The following is a 21,068-nucleotide window of genomic DNA, read 5'->3' on the forward strand; positions in this document are numbered from 1 at the left end:
GCGTCTAGAAGGGGGAAGATCCGATGGATGCGCCGGCACTTTCGATGGTGATGGCAAAGCCAATACCGAGGAAAGTGCCGTCCTTGTTGGGGTTGAGGATGGCCGTGACGATGCCCACCACCTCGCCGTTCATGTTGACCAGCGGCCCGCCCGAGTTGCCCGGGTTGGCGGCGGCGTCGAACTGGATCAGCTTGTCCAGCTTCTGCTTGTTGTCCGGCGAGATGAACTGGCGGTCCAGCCCGGACACCACGCCGGCGGAGACGGACGGGCCGATGCCGAACGGAAAGCCCACCGCCACGACTTCGGCGCCGGGCGCCAGCTCCCGGCTGGAGCCGAGCGTGGCCGCCGGCAGGTCGTCGGGGATGGATTTGGCCTGCAGGATGGCGATGTCCTTTTCCGGAATCGCCTGGAGGATGGATGCCTCGGCGACATGCCCGTCGTGGAAGCGGATTTCCACGCGGCTGGCATCGGCAATGACGTGGTGATTGGTGATGACGATGCCACTTTCGGTCACGACCACGCCGGTGCCGATCTGGCGCTCTTCGGTCTTGTGGTCGGGCATGCCTTCCGTGGCGATTTCGTCACGCGGCGGGGCGGGGGCCGGCGCGGGGGAAGGTGCGGAGGATTTTGGCGAGGATTTCGGGGAAGGTTTGGCGGCTTTGGCGGATGGCGCCGGCTTGCTGTTGGGCGCCGCCGGTGCCGGTTGCGCCTTGTCTTCCCCCGGCGCGTAGCTGCGGACTTCCACCACCGACTCGCGCACCGCCTCTGCGGCGCGCGCCGTGCGCGACGGCAGGCTCTTGGTTTGCAGCGTATGGAGCACGGCCGAGTCGATGTCTGCCTGCGTGGGTGCGCGCGCCGGGGCGGGCTGCATCAGCCAGGCGGAGCCCACACCCAAGGAGAAAACGAGCGCGACTGCCGCCGAGAGCCATCCGTAGATCGTCACCCGTTTCATTGCTGCTCCCGAGGTCCCGTCCCGCCGTTGGAAAATACAGTACCATCGTTCTCACTCACGCGCCAAGGAGCAGGGCATGCAGTTTCTCTGGCCGCAAATGCTCTGGTTGCTGCTGGCGCTCCCGCTGCTGGCCGCGGCCTATCTCTATCTGCTGGCACGGCGTAAGAAGACCGCGCTGCTTTATGCCAGCCTGACGCTGCCCCGCGCCGCGCTTGGCACGCGCCAACGCCTGCGGCGCCATATTCCACCCCTGCTGTACTTCGTGGCGCTGGCCCTGGCGCTACTGGCCTGCGCGCGCCCCAGCGCCACCATCACCCTGCCATCGGACACCGTCACGCTGGTGCTTGCCATGGACACCTCGCGCAGCATGGAAGCCACCGACGTGGCGCCCACACGCATCAGCGCCGCGCAGCAGGCGGCGCGGGACCTCATCATCGGCCTGCCGGCCAGCGTGCGCCTGGGCATCGTGTCCTTCGCCACGACTGCCACGGTGGTGCTGCCGCCCACCAACAACCGGCAGGACATGCTCGACGCCATCGAGCGCTTCCAGCTCCAGCGTGGCACGGCCACCGGCAGCGGGCTGATCCAGGCGCTGGCGGTGCTGTTTCCCGACGATGGCATCGATCTCGAGGACATCCTGTTCAATGGCATGTCGGCCCGCCCCGGGCGCGGCCCCCGCTCGCTGGACGAGGCCGCGTCGGCGGATGCCGCGCGCAAGCGCGATCAGGAGCGGGAGGCGGTGCAGCCGGGCTCGTACCGGCACGGCGCGGTGATCCTGCTGAGTGATGGGCGCCGCACCACCGGCCCGGACCCGGCGGAAGCCGCGCGCATGGCGGCCCAGCGCGGGGTGCGTGTCTATACCGTGGGATTTGGGTCGACGCAGGGCGGCGCGGCGGGGGAATCGAACCTGTCTTACTTCATGCAGCTCGATGAACCGGCGCTGCGCGCGGTGGCGACGATGACGGGTGGGGAGTACTTCCAGGCCGGGTCGGCGGCCGACCTGAGTCAGGTTTATCGCCAGCTCAGTGCCCGCTTTGCGATGGAGCGCAAGGAAACCGAGGTGAGCGCGCTGCTGGCGGCGGCGTCGGTGGTGTTGCTGGTGGCGGCCTGCGCCTTGTCGATGCTGTGGTTCCGGCGGTGAGCGCTGGCACGCCGGGGCACCAGCGCGGTGCCTCGGCGTGCCGGGCTGAACGGGCTGGATCAGGCCCCGTCGAGGAAACTGCTGCGCTGGCCGAGCCGCGAGCCTAGTGCGTCGGGCGGCAAGGTGGTGTTCGCTGCCGCGCTCGGGTCCATCGCCGGACTCATGGTGGGGGCGGGGGCGACGGTTGCCGCGATGGGCGCGCCAGCCGACGGCGGCACGCCGTACTGGACCGACTGGCCGGAGCCTTGCGCATAGGTGTCGGGTGCAGCAGGCGGCACGCCTTGCTGCACGCCCACCGGGGACGGCGCGGCCGACTGCATCGGCGGTTGACCCTGTTGCGCCGGTTGCATCGGCTGGGCCGGCAGCGTCTGCTGCGCCAGCAGCGGATAAGACGCGATCATTGCACCAGCCATCAACAGGGATTTCGCCAGATGTTGCTTCATTCGTGTACCTCCTAAAACGCCTACAGGCATGGGAGTGACCACTGTAGCGTCGAGGCACCTGACATTCTGTTTGATTGTGCAACTGTCATTTACGAGCCTTGCCCGTCACGGCAAGGCCGGTTAGTTACGCGCGCGAACCCTGATTAGCGGGGCCTACACCCGGAACTCGGCCAGCAGCCGGGCGCGGTCCTGGTCGAGCGCCGGCGGGTTGCGCACGCCAGAGAGTGCGTCCGCCGTGCCGATCTTGATCGGGTTGCCGGCCACGCGCAGCGCCTTGCCATCGCCGATGCCGATGTCCAGCAGCATGCCGCGCGCCGCCACGTGCGCGTTCTCGACCAGCTCCGGCACGCCGTTGAGTGGACCATGCGGCACCCCGGCGGCTTCCAGCGCAGCTTCCCACTCCGCGGTGGTGGCATCGGCCAGCCGGGCTTCGAGCGCCTCTTTCAGGATGGCGTGGTGCTCGTTGCGGGCCGGCACCGTGGCAAAGCGCGGGTCGCGCGCCCATTCCTCGCGCCCCAGCGCCGCGCAAAGTGTGGTGAACAGCGCATCGTTGCCCACGGCGATGACGATGAAGCCGTCGCGCGTGGCGAACATGTCGAACGGGGTGATCGACGGATGCCGTGTGCCCAGCGGCTTCGGCACGCCGCCCGTGGCCGAGTAGCGTGCGATCGGGTTCTCCAGCAGCGCCACCTGGCAGTCGAGCATCGAGATGTCCACGCGTTCGCCCAGCCCCGTGGCCGCGCGCTTGAGCAGCGCGGACTGGATGCCGATGGTGGCGTACAGCCCCGCGCCGATATCGCCAATCGATACGCCCACGCGCGCCGGGTTGCCGCCGGCCTCGCCAGTCACGCTCATCAGGCCGCCCATGGCCTGCACCACCATGTCGTAGGCGGGGCGGTTCCGGTAGGGGCCGGTCTGCCCGAAGCCGGAAATCGACGCGAATACCAGGCGCGGGTAGCGCGCGTGCAGCGTCGCCCAGGTGTAGCCGAGCTTCTCCATCACGCCGGCGCGGAAGTTCTCGATCAGCACGTCGGCCGACTCCAGCATCTTTTCGAGCACCTTGCGGTCGTCGGCCTGCTTTAGATCCAGCGCGATCGATTCCTTGTTCCGGTTGATGGAGGCGAAGTAGGCCGACTCGCCATCCACGAACGGGCCGACCTGGCGCGAGTCGTCGCCGCCGTTGGGGTGCTCGATCTTGATGACGCGCGCGCCGAGGTCGGCCAGCATCATCGTGCAGTAGGGGCCGGACAGCACCCGCGTGAGATCCACCACCGTGAGGCCCGCCAGCGGCAGCAGGCTCTGGCCCGCCGGAGGCGTGGGGGTGGGATTGGCCGGGTTTGTCATTGCATGCTCCATGTCATTCAATCGATCTTCGCGCCGCTGGAGACCGCCAGGTCCACGCCGATTCGGCCTTCGCGCGCCGCGTATTCCTGGAATTCGGCCACCGAGGCGGAGACCGCCACTTCGTCGCCCTGCATCAGGAACTTCTTCTTCAGTTCGGGGTTGGCCATGACCTTGGCGGTGGCCGCGTAGAGCTTGTCGATGATCTCGGGCGGCGTCTTGGCGGGCGCGAACAGGCCGTACCACGCGGACAGGTCGTAGCCCTTCACGCCGCCTTCGGCAATGGTCGGCAACTGGGGGTTGGCCGGCGAGCGCTGGGCGGACGTCACGGCAATCGGCACGATCTTGCCGGTGTCGATCATCGGCTTGACGGACGGCGCCGTGCCGAAGGTGAGCTGCACGTCGCCGGCGGCCACGGCCTGCGCGGACGGCGCGCCGCCCTTATACGGCACGTGTGTCATCTTCACGCCGGCCAGCTTGGTGAAGTAGACGCCGGCCAGATGGGTGATGACGCCGTTGCCGGAGGACGAATAGTTCAGCGAGCCCGGGTGCGCCTTGGCCTGCGCCACGAGGTCGGCCACATTGCGGATGCCGATGTCCTTGTTGACGGCCAGGATCATCGGCGCCGCCACCAGCCGGGTGATGGGGATGAAATCGGACGGCTCGTACTTGATGTTCTTGTAGAGCACCTTGTCGCCGCCCATCAGGCTGGCCGTGGCGATGTAGAGCGTGTAGCCGTCCGCCGGCGCCTTGGCGACGAACTCGGCGGCGATGGTGGTGCCCGCGCCGGGCCGGTTGTCAACGATGACGGGCTGGCCCAGTTCGCGGCTCAGCGCATCGCCATACAGCCGTGCCGTGTTGTCCGCGCCGCCGCCGGCGGGAAAGCCGATGACGAGGCGGATGGGTTTGGTCGGGTACGCCGTCTGCGGCGAAGCCTGTGCAGGCAGCGCGGTGGCGACGAGGGCCAACGTGGCCAGGGCGGCCAGTGACTGCGTGGATACGGGGGTCTTTTTCATGGTGTGTGTCTCCTCCGGGTAGCTGTATCGCTACTTGCCGCTGAATACCGGCTGGCGCTTTTCCTTCCACGCCGCCGCGCCTTCCCGGAGATCTGCCGAGATCTCCGAGCGATGGATGTCCCGCGCCAGCGCGTCGGCATCGAGCGTGCCGCGCGCCAGCGCGTTGAGGTGCTGCTTCATGCCGAGCAGGGCGATGGGCGCCATGCCGGCAAGCTGGGTGGACAACTGGTCCACCCGCGCGTGGAGCGCCTCCGGCTCGACCATCTCGGTGAGGAAGCCGATGTCCAGCATGGTGGCGGCGTCGATCCGGTCAGTGGTCAGAAACAGGCGCTTGGCGGCGTTCAGGCCGAGCCGCGAGACGTAGCGCGCCATGCCGCCGCGATAGAAATGCAGGCCCAGGCGGGCGGCCGGCATAAACATGTCGCAGCCGGGCACGCCGATGCGGAAGTCGCACGCCAGGCAAAGATCGGTGGCGCCGCCGTAGACGCCGCCGTTGATGGCGGCGATGGTGACCGGGCGGGCGGCTTCGATGACGTCCATGACTTCGCCGAAATTCAGCGCGCCTTCGTCGGCCTTGCCGGCCAGCGAGCCGATGTCGTAGCCGCTGCAGAAATACTTGCCGGCGCTGACGAAGCGGAGCACCAGCACGCGCTCCATCTCGTTGACCGCCTCGATGTGATGCCGTATGGCGCGCAGATCACCTGGATTGAGCCGGTTTGCCACCTCGGGGCGGCGTAGCGCGAGGGTGGCGATGGGGCCGTCCACAGTGAGCAGAGGCGAGTTATCATCCATTCCGAAATATCTCCCGGTCTTCTTGATATATTCACGAAGCCTACAGATATTTTCTATCCGGAACAAAAGAGGGTATACCCGTGCAATCACTCCAGGATCGCATTCGAGAAAACGTGGTGTCGGCCATTCAGACCGGCGCGCTGCCCCCGGGGGCACAGATCGACGAGAAGGCGCTGGCCGACGCGTTCGAGAGCTCGCGCACGCCGGTGCGCGAGGCGCTGCTGATGCTGGCCGCTCAGGGGCTGGTGACCATCGTGCCGCGCGCTGGCATGTTCGTGCACCAGCCGACCGCCGCCGAACTGGTGGCGATGTTCGAGACGCTGGCCGAGATGGAGGGCGTGGTGGCGCGGCTGGCAGCCCAGCGCATTACGGCGGCCGGCAAGAAAGTGCTGGCCAATGCGCACGAAGCGGCAGCCGAGCACGTCGAGCGCGGGGATACCGCCGGCTATATCGAGGCCAATCGCAAATTCCACGACGTGCTGTACCAGGCGGCAGCCAATCCGTTCCTGTCCGAGCAGATCGTGCAGTTGCGCCGCCGGCTGGCGATCTACTGGCAGAAGAAGGGGCTGATCAACGACGCCCGCGTGCCCAGCTCCCACCGCGAGCACGGGCATGTGGTGGAGGCGGTGCTGGCGGGCCATGCCGACGTCGCCGCCGAGGCCATGCGGACGCATATCTCGGCAGGCGGCAAGGCCATCGCCGATCTCGTGCTGCTGGCCAGTGCGGCGGTGGACCAGGGCGGCGTGCAATCCAGATAGCCAGTCCGGCCCTATGGTAGAAATGCCACACAAGTTCTGGTAACTCTCCCGGGTCAGGCGCGCGCCCCGCGCCCCAGGCATCTCACCCATACCCAGGAGTTTTCCGATGCGAGGTTTGTTCGTCGCGATCATTGCGGCCTGCGTTTCGGCCGTGGCCAGCGCGGAGATCGTGTGGCCGCCGAATGCCGTCGGCGGTTTCACCCGCAACGGTCTCTGGCGCAACGTGCAGGCGCGCTGCCTCACGGACGGCGCGCCGCGCCACGCCGACTGCGCCGTGGTCGATCGCGACCGGGGCCTCGTGCTCTACAAGGACTACGTCGGCGCCTCGCACTACCTCGTGATTCCCGATCATGCCGTCAGCGGTGTGGAAGACGCGCGCGTCTGGACGGGCACGCGAGCCAACGGCTGGGCCTTCGGGTGGGAAGAACGCCAGATCGTGGCGAAGGCGGTCGGCAAGCCCCTGACCGATACGCTGATCGGCCTCGCCGTGAATTCCCGGGGCTCGCGCAGCCAGGACCAGCTCCATATCCATCTGGATTGCATCAGCGGCGCCGCTCAGAAGTTTCTGAACCAGAGCGGCATTTCGCCGGCATGGGGGGAGTTCACGTTCGCGGGGAAGCGCGTCCGGGCGAAGCGCGTGCCGGCGGACCAGCCGGTGCTGGCCTTCAATCCGTTCGATGAGGTGCATCGCGAAACGGCGGGTACTAGCGGCGACACGCAGGACCGCGGCATCTTTCTCGCTTACGCGGGCGGCGGCTTTGTCGTCGTGGATGAGCCGGTCGCTCTCGCGCCGGCCAACAACGGCCATGCCAGCGATTTCCTGGACCGTGGCTGCAAGCTAGGCCGATAGATCGGGCGCCTGGGAAGGCGCCGGCCTGACCTCAGGTAATTCCGAGAAAGCCTAGGAAATTCAAGCAATTAGTCACACATGACGTAGCGCAAACAGCGCGCTTTGGGCGCTTCCGGCGCCATCGAAACGGAGTACGGTTCTGCCGCAAATCCGAGTCGATGGGGAAGGAAGTGGAAGCAATAGCGCAGCGGAAGGAATACTGGGCGGACGACGGCGACGCCCGGCTGAAGAGGAGGCAGGTCTACTACCTCGACGTGCCCGGCGCCGCCAATGCCGCCGCGCTGTCGGTGGTGTCATTCACTGCCGAAGAACGGCTTGGCGAGACCTACGTCGTCACGGTGCAGTTCACGCACCCGCTCGAACTCGAGCGTGCCGACTATCTCGGCAAGGCCGCCACCTTCCGCATTGACCATGGCGACCCCATCGACGGGGCCGCGCCGCGCCAGTTCGCCGGCTGCATCACCCGGCTCAGCCGGCTCCAGCGCTCCCGCGACCTGTTCAGCTACGAGGCCGTGGTCGAACCGCTCGCCGCACGGCTGAAGCTTACGCAGGCCAGCCGCATCTACCAGCACCAGACCGCGCCGCAGATCATCGAGGCCATCCTGCGCCGGCACGACCTGCAGGGCCATCAGTTCGCCTTCCGGCTGCGCCGCAAGTATCCGCAGCACGCGTTCCGCTTCCAGTACCAGATGTCCGACTGGGCCTACATCCGGCTGCTGATGGAGCAGGAGGGGCTGTACAGCTACTTCGCGCCCGGCAAGTTCGGCGAGATGCTGGTGGTCGGGGATGACATCGACCATTACCTCTACCAGCCGGAACTGCGCGTGCCGTACCGCGAAACCGCCGGGCTGGAGGCGGGCGTGGAGGCGGTGCTGGCGCTGCAATCTCATGCGACGACCGTGGCGGCGTCATTTCGCGTGGCCGATTACCACCCGGGCAGCGCGTGGGAGCGCTTCACCGGCGAGGCCAACGTCGCGCGCAAGGAGGCGACGACCTACGGGCAGTCCTATGTCTTCGGCACCCATCATCTGGACTTCGAGGGCGGCAAGTGGGAGGCGCAGCTACGCCATGAAGCGGCGATGGCCGGCCAGTTGGTGTTCTCGGGCGAGAGCAACGTGCTGGACCTGCGCCCGGCGCGCATCCTCCGCATGGATCTGGCGCTGGCGGAGGCGCCGAACGGGCAGGTCATCACCGAGGTCATCCACACCGGCGCGCGCGATGCCGCCTATCGCAACACCTTCAAGGCCATCCCTTCGGACCGGCGCTTCCGGCTGCCGCTGGCCGAAGACCGATGGCCGAGGATCCAGGGCACGCTGTCTGCCCGCGTGACCTCGCCGGGCCAGTACAAGTACGCCTACCTGACGCAGCAGGGGCACTACACGGTCCGCTTCGACCTCGATTTCGACACCTGGCCGAACGGCGGCGAAAGCGTGCCGCTGGCGCTGGCCAAGCCGTTCGCCGGGGCGAGGCAGACCGGCTTCCACTTCCCGCTCGTCGATGGCACCTATGTGGACGTGGCCTTCCGCGACGGCAATCCGAACAAGCCATACATCGCCCACGTGCAGCACAACAGCCAGCACGAGGACCTGATCACCAACCGGGACCGCTGGCTGTCTCGCAACGTGATCCGCACCCAGAGCAATAACAAGCTGCGTTTCGAAGACTGGGAGGGGCAGGAGGGCGTCAAGCTCTCCACCGACTTTGCGCGCAAGTCGCAGCTGAATCTTGGCTATCTCGTCGACGACAAGCGGCAGAAGCGCGGCGAGGGCTTCGAGCTGCGCACGTCCGGGTGGGGCGCCATCCGGGGCGGCAAGGGCCTGTTCCTGTCGGCGGACGACCAGCCCAGCGCCAAGGGCCCACAGCTCGGCATGGACGCGGCCCGGGGTTTGCTCCAGCAGGCGCTCAGTCAGGCCGAAGCGCTGGCCTCCGCCGCGCAGGCGGCACAGGCGGTGGCGGCAGACTACGGCCGCCAGAAGGCGCTGCTCGACAACACGCTGGACACCCTCAAGCAGGCCGGCCTGCTGGCCAGCGCCCCGGCCGGCATGGCGCTGGCGTCTGGCGGCGACCTGCAACTGAGCGCGAGCCAGAACTTGATCGGCACATCGGGTGGCCACGCGGACTTCAGCGCGCTGAAGCGCTTCACCGTCGCCGCCGGCGAGCTGGTGTCGATCTTCGCGCAAAAGCTCGGCATCAAGCTGTTCGCCGCGCGGGGACCCATCGACATCCAGGCGCAGAGCGACGACATGCGTCTGCTGGCCGACCGCAACGTGACCATCAGCAGCGCCAACGGCAGGGTGGTCATCGAGGCCGAAAAGGAACTGCTGCTGAAGTGCGGCGGTTCATTCCTGCGGCTGTCGCTCACGGGCATCGAGGACGGCACGCGCGGCGACCGGATCATCCGATCGGCGTCCTATCAGCAGACGACAAAGCAGTCGCTTTCTCAGGCGATGAATACGTGGAAGCACACGGAGTTCGATGAAGCGTTCACGGTCCGCTGGCCGTTCGACGACGAGCCCGCCAGCCATGAGTCGTATGCCGTGCTCCGCGACGACGGCAGCCGCATTCGTGGCGCGGCCGATGCGGAAGGCAAGACGTCGCTGCAGAAGAGCCTCTTCGCCGAGAGCGTCGACCTGCTTTGCGCATTGAAATCCTGAGGACATACCTGTGGCAGCAAGAGAACGCATCATCCCACCCGAAATCCAGCCGGACGGCACGGTTCGCTACCGCTCCGTCATGACGCCGCCGGACGACAGCGTCGCGGTCTGCTATCTGGTGTCGCGCCGGATGATTCCGGTGGTCTTCGTGCCGGGGGTGATGGGGTCGAATCTGCTTGGATTACGACCCAGACGGCGGTTCAACGGCGAGATTGAACTGACGAAGGAGCCTGTATGGCTGCTCGACAGCATGGCCGACGCGGCGACCTGGATTCCCGTAGGCGCCGAGTTCCGCAAGATCATGCTGGACCCGCTAACGACTTCCGTCTATGGCGGCGGAAAGCTCCCTACCGGGACGTCGCTGACGGAAGACGAGATGAGGCGCCGTGGTTGGGGAGAGATCGCCCACATCAGCTACGGCGGGTTTCTGGCCTGGCTGGAGAACGCCCTCAACGACACCCACGACTTCCTGACGGGCGTGCGCTCGCAACTGATGGAGCCCAACACCGTGCAACGCGTGGGCGTACAGCCGCTGACGCGTGCGGAGGTGGCGCTGTCCTACAAATACCGATACCCGGTGCATGCCGTGGGCTACAACTGGCTGCAGTCGAACCGCGCATCGGCGGAGCACCTGAAGGCGCGCGTCGAGGCATTCACGGCCTATTACCGGAAGCAGGGATTCATGTGCGACCGGGTGATTCTCGTCACGCATTCCATGGGCGGGCTGGTGTCACGCTGCTACACCGAAGTGCTGGGCGGGCGCGACCGGGTGCTGGGCGTTGTGCATGGCGTCATGCCCGCCACCGGCGCGCCGGCCGCCTACAAGCGCGTCAAGGCGGGAACGGAAAAACCGGCTGGCTGGGCACTGGGCTGCGATGCGGAGGAAATGACTGCGGTCTTCGCACAGTCACCGGGCCCGCTGCAACTGCTGCCAACGCCGGAGTACGGCATGCGTTGGCTGAAGTTTCGGGATGGGGACAAGGTGATTGGCTTGCCGGAATCGGATCCGTACGACGAGATCTATACCAACCGCGGAAAGTGGTGGTGTCTATGCGACGACAAGTTGATCAATCCGGCGGACAAGAAGAAGGTCACCCTCGATCGCGATTGGAAGCTATACGAGTTCCGAGTCAAGGCCGTCGTCAAACCGTTTCATCAGGAGATCGCCGGCCGCTACCATCCAAATTCGTATGCCTTCTTCGGTGACGATCCAAATCACAAGAGCTGGGGCGAGGTGACATGGCAGCGACGCCATCAGGCAGGCCTCGGGCCGGCAAGAGGCCTGCCTGTCGATGACCCATTGGATGGCAAGGTGGTGGCGAACAAGGGCACCGGCGAAATCGCCGTTCACACCCGGCGCGGTGACAACACCGTCCGGACCGTGTTCCAGCTTCAAGCCGCAGCGGACAGCGGTGACGGCACAGTCCCGCACCGCTCGGGTGCCGCGCCAAAAGGCAGGACAAAGGTCTGCCTGGCCTATCGTGGCATCGATCACGAAGGTGCCTACAAGGCGCTGCCCATCCAACTCTTTACGCTTTGGTCGATCGTGAAGATCACCGATGCCGTCAAGCTCACCTCGATGGCGTACGGCAAATGAACCTGACCCGCAGATTCTTTACCGCCGGCCTGTGCCTGACGCTTGCCGGCTGCGATTTCCCTCCGAAAATGACCGCGCAAGAACAACAAGCCATCCAGGCACTGACCACCCAACTCGTCCCGCAATGCGTGGGGCGCTACCTCATCGATATGCCGGCGCAAGTCGAATTGGGCGGCATGGTGAAGATGCAAGGTGCCCTCGTCGAGACGGTAGCCATGTCGCTGGACCAATTCCAGAAAGAGGTGGCAGCCCGGGAGGCCGAACTCACCAAGACGCGAAGCATCGATGCGCATCCCTTCCTGCACGTGAACGCGCCGGCGTGGGATGAACATTCACGCTACTTCCTGCATCGTGGCTCGATCGGCAACGATCCGGGACATCGAATACTGGAAGGCTACCGGTGGGAGAACGGTGTGCTGATCAGGATCGAGCTTCAATCCTGGGACTTCACAAAGCCCGATCAGACCAAGGATCCGCTCGTGCGGAAAATGGAGACCAAGAACGACGTGCCTCGCGCCGCCACACAGGTGTTCGAAATGCTCACCAGCTTCCGCGGCCGGCCGGATGGCGCGATACCCACAGAGCCCGGCCTCTGCGTTCCCGGCGGGATTCTCCTGGGCAAGTCGAAGGATGACGAGCAGGTCGACGTCGATTTCAATTTGCCGGCCTATCCCGACGTCTACTTCAACGTATTCACCCATTCCAGCCTTCAGGAGAAGACCTCCTTGCTGTGGCGGGGCGGCCCGATTGCCGCTGCGCAACGCGTGCTCGATGACGGGAAGACGTTACGCAGGGGCACGGTGGATCTGCCCGGTGGCCGGGGCGAGGAGATGGTTATTGCGGGGCCGATGATCGTGACGAACGTCCAGGGGCAGGCGTTCCGGCTGGAGAGCAACGCCACGACCGGCAGCCCGGAGACACCGTTCGTCGCCGTCAAGCTGAGCAACGGCGGCCCCACGGGCCTGGAAGAACCGTTGAAGAAGGCCTCGCTGACGGAGGCGCAGGCGCTGGCCCTATGGGACGCCGTGTCCCGGACCCTGCGGCCCAGGCCGGGTGCTCTCTGAAAAGCTGGCGATTGCCAACCTGATGCTATGGAAGTCACGCAACGCATTATCCCGCCCGAGATTCAGGAAGACGGCTCCGTGCGGTGCCTACAAGGCGCTACCCATCTAACTCTTTACGCTTTGGTCGATCGTGAAGATCACCGATGCCGTCAAGCTCACCTCGATGGCCTACGGCAAATGAAGCTAACCCGCAGACTCTTTACCGCCGGCCTGTGCCTGACGCTTGCCGGCTGTGATTTCCCTCCGAAAATGACCGAGCAAGAACAACAAGCCATCCAGGCACTGACTACCCGGCTCGTCCCGCAATGCGTGGGGCGCTATCTCATCGATATGCCTGCGCAAGTCGAATTGGGCGGCATGGTGAAGATGCAAGGTGCCATCGTTGAGACCATGGCCATGTCGTTGGAGGAGTTCCGGAAAGCGATGGCGGCTCGGGAGGCCGAACTCACCAAGACGCGAAGCATCGATGCGCATCCCTTCCTGTACGTGAACGCGCCGGCGTGGGATGAACATTCACGCTACTTCCTGCATCGTGGCTCGATCGGGGACGATCCGGGAAACCGGGTGCTGGAAGGGTATCGCTGGGAGAACGGTGTCTTCATCAGTATCCAACTTCGATCCTCGGACTACACAAAGCCAGATCAGACCAAGGATCCGCTTGTACGGCAGATGGCGGTCAAGAACGACGTGCCTCGCGCCGCCACACAGGTGTTCGAAATGCTCACCAGCTTCCGCGGCCGGCCAGACGGCGCCATTCCCACGGAGCCCGGCCTCTGCGTTCCCGGCGGGATTCTCCTGGGCAAGTCGAAGGATGACGAGCAGGTCGACGTCGATTTCAATTTGCCGGCATATCCCGACGTCTACTTCAACGTATTCACCCATTCCAGCCTTCAGGAGAAGACCTCCTTGCTGTGGCGGGGCGGCCCGATTGCCGCTGCGCAACGCGTGCTCGATGACGGGAAGACGTTACGCAGGGGCACGGTGGAGCTGCCGGGTGGCCGGGGCGAGGAGATGGTTGTTGCGGGGCCGATGATCGTGACGAACGTCCAGGGGCAGGCGTTCCGGCTGGAGAGCAACGCCACGACCGGCAGCCCGGAGACACCGTTCGTCGCCGTCAAGCTGAGCAACGGCGGCCCCACGGGTCTGGAAGAGCCGTTGAAGAAGGCCTCGCTGACGGAGGCGCAGGCGCTGGCCCTATGGGACGCCGTGTCCCGCACCCTGCGGCCCAGACCCGGTGCTCTCTGAGAAGCCGGCGATGGTCAACGTCAAACAACAACGGTGATGTCATGGAAGTCACGCAACGCATTATCCCGCCCGAGATTCAGGAAGACGGCTCCGTGCGGTATCGATCCGTCATGTCGAAGGGAAAGACCGAGGCGATTTGCTACCTGGTCTCGCGGCGGGTCATCCCGGTGGTGTTCGTGCCGGGGGTGATGGGGTCGAATTTGGCTGATAAGGATGAGCAAGACAATCCAGTTTGGCTTCTGGATAGCGTGCTTACCGTGATTGGTTGGATGGATGAGAGTGCGGAAGAACGAAAGACGATTCTAGATCCAAATGAGACGATCGTGTATGGAAAAGGGAAGCTTCCGACTGGAAGCACGCTTTCCACAGAGGAAATGCAGCGGAGAGGCTGGGGCGAAGTCGCATATATGAGCTACGGGGAGTTCCTCGCTTGGCTTGAGGAGGCGCTCAACGATACGCATCAATGGCAGACCGGCATACGTTCGACGTTGCTGGATGAAGTGAAGGCGCGCGAGATCGGCGTGGCAGCGCTCACGCGTGAGGAAGCCGCGTTGTCCTACAAATACCGCTATCCCGTCCATGCCGTGGGGTACAACTGGCTGCAGTCCAACGAAGATTCGGCAAAGCGCCTGGGGGCCAGAGTCAATGCCTTCATGGCCTTCTACCGGAGCAAGGGATTCATGTGCGACCGCGCCATCCTCGTCACGCATTCGATGGGGGGGCTTGTCGGGCGCTACTTCACTGAATCGATGGGCGGCAACGAAGTCATCCTTGGGGTAGTGAATGGGGTCATGCCGGCTACCGGTGCGGCGGTCGCCTACAAGCGCGTGAAAGCCGGTACAGAAGGCTCGGCGGGCACCGTTATCGGTAGGAAGGCTGCAGAAGTGACGGCGGTTTTCGCTCAGGCTCCCGGACCCCTGCAATTGCTGCCGACGCCCGAGTACGGCACGCATTGGTTGAAGATCCGTGATGGCAACCGCATGGTCTCGCTTCCACGATCCGATCCCTATAACGAGATCTACACCGTGCGGGGCAAGTGGTGGGCGCTATGCGATGAAAATCTGATCAATCCGCTTGATAAGTACAAAAAGACCGTCGACAAGGACTGGCAACGGTACGTGCAAACCGTTCAGAAGCTAGTCCGCCCATTCCATCGTGCCATCGCGAACCGATATCACCCGAATACGTATGCGTTCTACGGCGACGATACCGCACACAAGACCTGGGGAGAGGTCACATGGCGGCGGCGGCATGCTGCGCCGCGCTTCGGGCCGCGCGCCATTGACGACCTTGCCGAGGGAACGGTTACGGGTGACACAGGCGTGGGAAGCATCTCGATCCTCACGCGCAGTGCCGGAAACCCATTGCGCGTCGCCTTCGACCTGAACGGCGCGGACGAAGATGGCGACGGCACCGTCCCGCGCCGGTCCGGCGCAGCGCCACGGGAGAAAGCAAAGGTCTGCCTGGCTTACCGAGGGATCGAGCACGAAGCCGCGTACAAGGTCTTGCCACTCCAGCTATTCACCGTATGGTCGATCGTCAAGATCACGGATGCCGTGAAACAAACTTCAATGGCCTATCGCAAATGAAACGCTTCTCATCGCTACTTATCGTGATCTTTTCGCTTGCGCTACCGGCTTGTGGGAAGACCCCTCCATTGACGCCTCAGGAACAACAGACGGTGAATGCCCTGACTACCAACCTAATCCCGCGTTGTGTGGGACGCCATCTCATCGACCTGCCCGCAGGAACTTCGGTCACAGGCTCCGCCACCGTGGAAGACGCACGAATCGAGACGAAGATCATGTCCCTTGATGCATTCAACAAGGAAATCTCCGCGCGGGAAGCGGAACTCAAGGCGGTGAAGAGCATGGATGCGCATCCATTTCTCTATCTCAATCTGCCCGCGTGGGATGAGCACTCCCGCTATTTTATGCACCGGGGTTCGGAACGCAGCCACATCGCAAACCGGATTCTGGAGGGCTATCGTTGGGAGAATGGGGTCCGTGTCAAGGTGCTGCTGGAGGCGTCCGATTTTACCAGCCCCGATCAGGCGGATGACCCGATCGTGCAGCGTATGGAAGTCAAGAACGACGTCCGGCCAAAGGCCAACCATGTCTTTGAACTGCTCACGAATTTTCGCGCTCGCGCCGAGGACGAGATCCCAGCGGAGCCGGGGTTGTGTTTTCCTCGTGGCTTCATCCGCGGCAAGGCGCGCGGCGAGGAACGGTCAAAGTCGAGGTTCCGGCTGGCAAACCATCAGGACGTTCTATTCACCATTCGGACGGATTCGCGTCTCGTTGAAAGGGATACGCTGCTGCAGCGGCATCGGCAGATCGAGGAGGCGTTGTCAAAGACTGATGGCGGACGAACGATCCGAAGAGGAAAGGTCGTCTTGCGCGATGTGGACGCCGAGGAATCGCTGATGATGGGGCCAAGGCCGGTTACGGAAGTGCACGGGCACGTCTTTACGCTCGAAGGAAACGCAGGCTCAGATGATGTTCTGGCACCGTTCGTACGACTCAATATGGAGACAGCGAACCCACTCCCAAGCGATGAAAAGCTCGAACGTGCATCGCTGACCGACGCCGAGGCCCTCGCGGTCTGGGACGCCATCTCCCGAACCCTGCGGCCCCGGCCGAATGCCTTCTGAGCGTGCCGCGATGATGAAACGATATGTGGTGATCAGCGCGCTCGCGGGCGTAGCGCTTGTGCTGCCGGCTTGTGCGAAATCCCCTTCATTGACGGCTCAGGAACAACAGACAGTGAATGCCCTGACTACCAACCTAATCCCGCGTTGTGTGGGACGCCATCTTATCGATTTGCCCGCCGGCGTGACGGTCAAAGGGTCCGCCACTGTGGAAAGCGCACGGCTCGAGACGAAGATCATGCCCCTCGATGCATTCAACGAGGAGATCTCCGCGCGCGAAGCCGAACTCAAGGCGGTGAAGAGCATGGATGCGCATCCTTTTCTCTATCTCAACGTGCCCGCGTGGGATGAGCACTCCCGCTACTTCATGCACCGGGGTTCGGAACGCAGCCACATCGCAAACCGGATTCTGGAAGGCTATCGTTGGGAGAATGGGGTTCGCGTCAAGGTCACGCTGGAGGCGTCAGATTTCAGCAGCCCCGATCAGGCGGATGACCCGATCGTGCAGCGTATGGATGTCAAGAACAGTGTGCCGACAAAGGCCAATCATGTCTTTGAACTGCTCACGAATTTCCGGGGCCGGGCCGATGACGAGATTCCAACGGAGCCTGGATTATGTCTCCCTCGCGGATACATCCGCGGCAAGGCGCGCGAGGAGGAACGCACAAAGTCGAGGTTCCGTCTTGCAAGCCATGAGGATCTCGGTTTCACCATTCTGACGGACTCAAGTGTCGTTGAAAGGGACTCGCTTCTGCAGAGGCATCGTCAGATCGAGCAGGCGTTGTCGCAGATCAAGGGCGGGCGAACGGTGCGTAAAGGGAAGGTCGCATTGACCGGCGTCGACGCAGAAGAATGGCTGTTGGAAGGCCCAAGACCCACCACGGAAGTGCACGGGCACCTCTTTGCGCTGGAGGGGAACGCGCTCGCGGACGATGTACTGACGCCTTTCGTGCGGCTCGAAATGGATACAGCGAATCCGCTTCCGGACTATCGTCCGCTCGAACGTGCATCGCTGACGGACGCCGAGGCCCTCGCGGTCTGGGACGCCATCTCCCGAACCCTGCGGCCCCGACCGAATGCCTTCTGACGGTGGAGTGCATGTGAAAGCGCGCGCCGCAGCAGCCCTCACACTCTGCGCCACCCTGGCGCTCGGGGCCTGTGGCAAGGCCCCCACGATGTCCATGCCGGAACAACAGGCCGTGGATGCGCTGACCCACAAGCTCATTCCCCATTGCGTCGGACGCTACCTGCTGGAGATGCCGCCGGGCATGACGACGCGCGGCACGACGAAGATTCGCGGCATCATGATCTCCACGCAAGCCATGGCCATCGACGCCTTTCAGGCAGAGATCGCCAAGCGCGGCGCCGAACTCAAGGCCGTGAAGAGCGTCGATGCCGATCCCTTCCTGTACGCGAACACGACGTCGCCAGACGGGCAGCCAGGCTACTTCATGCACCGAGGCGCGGTAGACGCCGATCCGGCCAGGCGGACGCTGGAAGGCTATCGCTGGGAGAACGGCGTCCGCATCCAGATCCAGCGCGAGGCCTGGGATTTCACCGACCCGGACCAGTCCGCCAACCCGCTCGTTGGCAACGTGACGGTCAAGAACAACGTTCCCCAGCGCCGCTTTGAAGTGCTGAACATGCTGGACAGCTTTCGAGGTCTCCCCGCCGGCAGTGTTCCGACGAAGCCCGCGCTCTGCATTCCCGGCGGCTATCTGCTGGGCAAATCCAGGCCGTACGAGTATGTCGATGTGCGCTTCGATCTGCCGTCCTACCCCGGCGTCTCGTTCCACATCCTCACGCATTCCAGCCTGCATGAAGCCCCGTCGCTGCTTGAGCGAGACGGGTTCGATGCGGCCACGGGTGCACCGGACGGCTGGCGCACCCTGCGGAAGGGCGTCGTCAGGCTGCCCATGGAACTGGGCGAGGAATGGCTGATCGGCAGGCCGACGGGCACGGCAGGGGAGCAGGAACATCTGTTCCGGCTGGAGATCGGCGCGACGGACGGCAGCCCGGACACGCCTTACTTCGCGCTGACGATGCGCAATCGTGGACCTGCCTCGCGTGAAGATCCGTCAACGCCAGCCGCTTTCACCGAGGCGCAGGCGCTGGCCCTCTGGGACGCCGTATCGACAACCCTCCGCCCGCGCCCGAACGCCTTCTAGCCTACCTGCACGTCGATCTCGAAAAGTGACGTCCGCTCCAGCGCTCAATTGCAGCCACAGGTAGCCCCACCCGGTAATCGCTGCAACGTTCTTGCCACTTTCCCGTGCCAGCGCCTTGTTCCGCAAGGCCCGGCGCGGCCCGTCGCCCGCAGGCACCGTTCGTGCTTGGTGCCTGAGATGGGCCCCACATGGACAACCGGAAATCAGTTCCGCCTACTCGAAAACGGGGAAGAATACTTCCCGAGGGTACTGGCGGCCATCGAAGGCGCGCAGCAAAGCGTGCTGCTGGAGACCTTCATCTTGTTCGATGACGAGGTCGGCCAGCCGCTGCGCGACGCGCTGATCGCGGCGGCGCGCCGGGGCATCAGCGTGGCGCTGACGGTCGACGGCTTCGGCTCGGCCGATCTGTCGCCCGCATTCCTGGGCGGACTGGTGGAGGCCGGCGTGGTCGTCCATCTGTTCTCGCCCCGCCGGAGGTTGGTTGGCATGCGTACCAACCTGTTCCGGCGCCTGCACCGCAAGCTGGTCGCCGTGGATGCCAGCGTGGCCTTTGTCGGCGGCATCAACGTCTCGGTCCAGCACCTGATCGATTCCGGCCCGCTGGCCAAGCAGGACTATGCGGTCGAGGTGCAAGGCCCCGCCGCGCGCGAAATCCACGAGTTCCTGCTGGACGCCATCCACGCCAGCTCACCCGGCCCGAAGGCGCCGCCCCGGCGTCCGGTACGCCGGGTGAGCGAGGCTGGCGCGCCCGCTGGCCCCGGCACCGCGCTCCTCGTCACGCGTGACAACGACCGCCACCGCCGCGACATCGAGCGCCAATACCTGCTGGCCATCCGTGGTGCGGAGCGCGAGCTGATCATCGCCAACGCCTATTTCCTGCCCGGTTACCGTTTGCTCCAGGCGATCTGCGATGCCGCCCGGCGCGGCGTGGACGTGCAGCTGATCGTCCAGGGCAACCCGGACATGATGTGGGTCAAGCGCACCGTGGACATGCTGTACGCCCACCTGCGCGAGGCTGGCGTGCGCATTTTCGAGTACTGCGAGCGGCCCTTGCACGGCAAGGTCGCCGTGGTCGATGACGACTGGGCGACGGTCGGATCGAGCAATCTCGATCCGCTGAGCCTGTTCCTGAACCTCGAAGCCAACCTCATCATCCGCGACGCGGACTTTGCCGCCGCGCTGAAGCAGAACCTGCGCACGCGCATGGAAAGCAGCTGCCAGGAAGTGCCGGCCACGCCGGACGGTATCCGCCCGCGCTGGCAAGGGCTGGCCACGGCGCTGGTCTTTCACGCGCTGCGGCGCTTCCCGGCCTGGGCGGGGTGGCTGCCGGCGCATACGCCCAAGCTGCTGACGCCGACGCTGGACGCGCCCCCGTCCGGCTGGCAAGCCGGCGTGCCCACGCCCCCGCGCGAACAGGACTGCCCATGACGATGATCGCCAAGGCGCGCCGGCGCATTCCCTGGAAAGCCGTCAAACGGGTGGCCGGCGTGGCGTTCGTCGTGCTGGTGGCGGTGCTGATCTTCCGCGCGCTGGGCGGCATTGACTGGACCAAGGTGTGGCAGTCGCTGAAGGGCTACGATGCCCGCACGCTGCTGCCAGCCGCCGGGCTGGCGTGCGTGAGCTTCCTGCTTCACGCCTCGTTCGACCTGCTCGGCCGCCACTACACGCGTCACCACCTCTCAACGGTGCGCGTGATGCTGACCGCGTTCATCGCCTACATCTTCAACCTCAATATCGGCGCCGTGGTGGGCGGCCTCGGGGTGCGGCTGCGGCTCTATTCGAAGGCCGAGGTCAGCGGCTCGCAGGTCGCTGGCGTCTACACCATCGCCATCGTCACGAACTGGACTGGCTACATGCTGATCGCCGGCGTCGTCTTCAGCCTGTATCCGCCGGGGCTGCCGCCCGCCTGGGGCATCAGCGAACTGGCGCTGCGTGGCCTGGGCGTGCTGATGTTCCTCGCCGGGCTGGCGTACTGGCTGGCCTGCGCGAAGGCTACGCGGCGCCGCATCAAGATTCGCGGGCACGTGTTCAGCCTGCCCAGCCTGCGCTTCGCCCTGCTGCAAAGCGCGCTGTCGATCACCAACTGGATCACGCTCGCCGCCATCATCAACCTGTTGCTGCCGAAGGAGGTCAACCTGGCGGCAGTGCTGAGCGTGCTGCTGATTGGCAGCGTGGCGGGCGCGCTGGCGCATATTCCCGCCGGCCTCGGCGTGCTGGAGACGGTGTTCGTGCTGCTGCTGGGCAATCAGGTGCCCCAGCACACGCTGCTGGCGGCGCTGATCGTCTACCGCGCGCTGTATTACCTGATCCCGATGGTCTTCGCCTCCGCGCTGTACGCGTGGATGGAGATGCGGACTGGGCCGCCGCAGCCGAGAACGGACAGCGCGTAGCCCTGAC

General features: G+C 64.9%; 18 protein-coding genes. 13 read left to right on the top strand and 5 right to left on the bottom strand.

What is annotated here, in order from left to right:
• Positions 1-4: 4 nt before the first annotated feature.
• Positions 5-952 carry a S1C family serine protease gene (locus tag AC1DFU_RS02030; protein WP_441592513.1) on the bottom strand — a complete coding sequence of 316 codons (948 nt, stop codon included), beginning with the start codon at positions 950-952 and terminating at the stop codon, positions 5-7.
• Between the two features lie 76 nt (positions 953-1,028).
• Here AC1DFU_RS02030 and AC1DFU_RS02035 point away from each other — a divergent pair, with 76 nt between their 5' ends.
• The gene (locus AC1DFU_RS02035) at positions 1,029-2,093 is read left to right on the top strand and encodes a VWA domain-containing protein (RefSeq protein WP_092295159.1); all 1,065 of its coding nucleotides are present in this window, start codon (positions 1,029-1,031) and stop codon (positions 2,091-2,093) included.
• A 59-nt stretch (positions 2,094-2,152) separates the two neighbouring features.
• On the opposite strand, the gene AC1DFU_RS02040 is transcribed toward AC1DFU_RS02035, so the two are convergent.
• The 4 genes from AC1DFU_RS02040 to AC1DFU_RS02055 form a co-directional block, all read right to left on the bottom strand.
• Positions 2,153-2,536 carry a hypothetical protein gene (locus tag AC1DFU_RS02040; protein WP_092295157.1) on the bottom strand — a complete coding sequence of 128 codons (384 nt, stop codon included), beginning with the start codon at positions 2,534-2,536 and terminating at the stop codon, positions 2,153-2,155.
• 153 nt (positions 2,537-2,689) lie between these two features.
• On the bottom strand, positions 2,690-3,880 hold the full coding sequence (locus AC1DFU_RS02045; protein WP_441592514.1) for a CaiB/BaiF CoA transferase family protein: 1,191 nt from the start codon (positions 3,878-3,880) through the stop codon (positions 2,690-2,692).
• Between the two features lie 17 nt (positions 3,881-3,897).
• The gene (locus tag AC1DFU_RS02050) at positions 3,898-4,893 is read right to left on the bottom strand and encodes a tripartite tricarboxylate transporter substrate binding protein (RefSeq protein ID WP_092295153.1); all 996 of its coding nucleotides are present in this window, start codon (positions 4,891-4,893) and stop codon (positions 3,898-3,900) included.
• 30 nt (positions 4,894-4,923) lie between these two features.
• Positions 4,924-5,685 carry an enoyl-CoA hydratase/isomerase family protein gene (locus tag AC1DFU_RS02055; protein WP_092295151.1) on the bottom strand — a complete coding sequence of 254 codons (762 nt, stop codon included), beginning with the start codon at positions 5,683-5,685 and terminating at the stop codon, positions 4,924-4,926.
• Positions 5,686-5,765: 80 nt separating this feature from the next.
• Between AC1DFU_RS02055 and AC1DFU_RS02060 the strand changes: the two genes are divergently transcribed.
• The 12 genes from AC1DFU_RS02060 (at position 5,766) to AC1DFU_RS02115 (ending at position 21,061) form a co-directional block, all read left to right on the top strand.
• Positions 5,766-6,443 carry a GntR family transcriptional regulator gene (locus AC1DFU_RS02060; RefSeq protein ID WP_441592515.1) on the top strand — a complete coding sequence of 226 codons (678 nt, stop codon included), beginning with the start codon at positions 5,766-5,768 and terminating at the stop codon, positions 6,441-6,443.
• Between the two features lie 106 nt (positions 6,444-6,549).
• Positions 6,550-7,293: a CDP-diacylglycerol diphosphatase gene (locus AC1DFU_RS02065; protein ID WP_441592516.1), complete on the top strand. Its 744-nt coding sequence runs from the start codon at positions 6,550-6,552 to the stop codon at positions 7,291-7,293.
• Positions 7,294-7,451: 158 nt separating this feature from the next.
• Positions 7,452-9,947, top strand: coding sequence for a type VI secretion system Vgr family protein (locus tag AC1DFU_RS02070; protein WP_477159664.1), 2,496 nt, complete (start codon positions 7,452-7,454; stop codon positions 9,945-9,947).
• Positions 9,948-9,957: 10 nt separating this feature from the next.
• Positions 9,958-11,544 (top strand): esterase/lipase family protein, encoded by a 1,587-nt coding sequence (locus AC1DFU_RS02075; protein ID WP_441592517.1) that lies wholly within the window; start codon positions 9,958-9,960, stop codon positions 11,542-11,544.
• Positions 11,541-12,608, top strand: a complete 1,068-nt coding sequence (locus tag AC1DFU_RS02080) for a T6SS immunity protein Tli4 family protein (RefSeq protein ID WP_441592518.1) — start codon at positions 11,541-11,543, stop codon at positions 12,606-12,608. The genes AC1DFU_RS02075 and AC1DFU_RS02080 overlap by 4 nt, the downstream gene beginning before the upstream one ends.
• 177 nt (positions 12,609-12,785) lie before the next feature.
• Positions 12,786-13,853, top strand: coding sequence for a T6SS immunity protein Tli4 family protein (locus AC1DFU_RS02085; RefSeq protein ID WP_441592519.1), 1,068 nt, complete (start codon positions 12,786-12,788; stop codon positions 13,851-13,853).
• A gap of 41 nt (positions 13,854-13,894) precedes the next feature.
• Positions 13,895-15,442: a lipase family alpha/beta hydrolase gene (locus AC1DFU_RS02090; RefSeq protein ID WP_211943371.1), complete on the top strand. Its 1,548-nt coding sequence runs from the start codon at positions 13,895-13,897 to the stop codon at positions 15,440-15,442.
• Positions 15,439-16,506 carry a T6SS immunity protein Tli4 family protein gene (locus AC1DFU_RS02095; RefSeq protein ID WP_441592520.1) on the top strand — a complete coding sequence of 356 codons (1,068 nt, stop codon included), beginning with the start codon at positions 15,439-15,441 and terminating at the stop codon, positions 16,504-16,506. Before AC1DFU_RS02090 ends, AC1DFU_RS02095 begins: the two co-directional genes overlap by 4 nt.
• 10 nt (positions 16,507-16,516) lie before the next feature.
• Positions 16,517-17,590, top strand: a complete 1,074-nt coding sequence (locus tag AC1DFU_RS02100; protein ID WP_441592521.1) for a T6SS immunity protein Tli4 family protein — start codon at positions 16,517-16,519, stop codon at positions 17,588-17,590.
• A gap of 13 nt (positions 17,591-17,603) precedes the next feature.
• Positions 17,604-18,671 (top strand): T6SS immunity protein Tli4 family protein, encoded by a 1,068-nt coding sequence (locus AC1DFU_RS02105; protein WP_143093945.1) that lies wholly within the window; start codon positions 17,604-17,606, stop codon positions 18,669-18,671.
• A gap of 177 nt (positions 18,672-18,848) precedes the next feature.
• Complete coding sequence (gene clsB, locus AC1DFU_RS02110; RefSeq protein WP_441592522.1) at positions 18,849-20,099, top strand: cardiolipin synthase ClsB; 1,251 nt, start codon at positions 18,849-18,851, stop codon at positions 20,097-20,099.
• Positions 20,096-21,061, top strand: a complete 966-nt coding sequence (locus tag AC1DFU_RS02115) for a lysylphosphatidylglycerol synthase domain-containing protein (protein ID WP_092301527.1) — start codon at positions 20,096-20,098, stop codon at positions 21,059-21,061. Before clsB ends, AC1DFU_RS02115 begins: the two co-directional genes overlap by 4 nt.
• Positions 21,062-21,068: the final 7 nt, after the last annotated feature.

It is taken from the genome of Cupriavidus sp. 10L45 (assembly GCF_056395225.1).